Genomic DNA, 1,173 nt, shown 5'->3' with positions numbered 1-1,173 from the left:
GTCAACAACTTCTCAGATATTCAGTATGTTAGACTATGTACGATTTTTTTCTGGTAAAAATAATTCCGGTACAAGAGTTTTGCTTTATCTGATGCTGAGAATGAATAATCAGATATTAAAGTCTCAGTATGGTTTTAATAAGTGCCATTTATTAACTGGTTTGAATGTTAGCTTTTCATGTATTCCTTTTGACACAATGCCATACTGTACATCATTGGCTGGGCATAATCCAAAATATTGGGATCTTGTCGAAAGCATCGAGCAAGTAGGAAGAGAACATGAGTTATTGATCAGGAAAATAAAGAATAATGTCGAAAGACATTCTATCTTATACACTCCATTGTCAGATTTAAATGAGTTTAAAAATATTGAGCTTTTAAAAAACAACTATAATAAAAAGATTTATAGAAAACATTATGAAAATAGAGAGATGCTCATTGAAAATGAGCATGCATTTATAAATGGTTATGAAAAAGATACATTGTCAATTATAAATAACCTGATGGAATATTCAAACTCTGGAATTCTAGGTTATTCAAATGCTGTGGAACGCTGGGTAAAAGATAGTTCAAGAATAATAGATGATGAGGTAAAACTTGCTGCGCTTAAAGGATTGTTTGAGTGCTCAAAAGTTGCACTTATATATGGTGCTGCAGGTACAGGAAAGTCTACAATGGTTGATCATGTTGCAAACTATTTTGGGAGTAACAGCAAGCTATTTTTAGCTCATACAAATCCAGCTATAGATAATCTTAAACGTAAAGTTTCAGCTCATCAAAATTCGATATTTAGAACGATTAGAAGTCATAGTTATAAGGGTAAAGAAAATATAGAGTATGATTTGTTGATAATTGATGAATGTAGTACTGTTAGTAATTCAGATTTCTTAAATGTCATTGAAAATACAAAATACAAGTTGCTATTGCTAGTCGGTGATGTTTTTCAGATAGAGTCAATAGAATTTGGTAATTGGTTTAGTGTGATACCGTCATTTATTCCACAGACTTCAGTTTTTGAGCTAACGACACCATTTAGAACGAAAAATAAATCGCTTTTAGGTTTTTGGAATAAAGTTAGGAATATTGATGATGATATTGCAGAAGTTATTGCTAGAAATCAGTATTCATCTGTTTTGAATAGTTCCTTATTCGAACCATTAGGGAAGGATGAAAT

At 31.2% G+C, this 1,173-nt stretch carries 1 protein-coding gene; it reads left to right on the top strand.

Going from position 1 to position 1,173, the window contains the following annotated elements; genetic code table 11:
* Positions 1-25: 25 nt before the first annotated feature.
* A partial coding sequence (locus tag MMG82_RS21330) for an AAA family ATPase (protein WP_241407414.1) occupies positions 26-1,173 on the top strand: 1,148 nt, incomplete at its 3' end.

It is taken from the genome of Shewanella sp. MM_2022_3 (assembly GCF_022557375.1).
GTDB lineage: Bacteria > Pseudomonadota > Gammaproteobacteria > Enterobacterales > Shewanellaceae > Shewanella > Shewanella xiamenensis.
The sequence above is the reverse complement of the archived record's forward strand: the minus strand, read 5'-3'. Positions and strand labels throughout refer to the sequence as shown.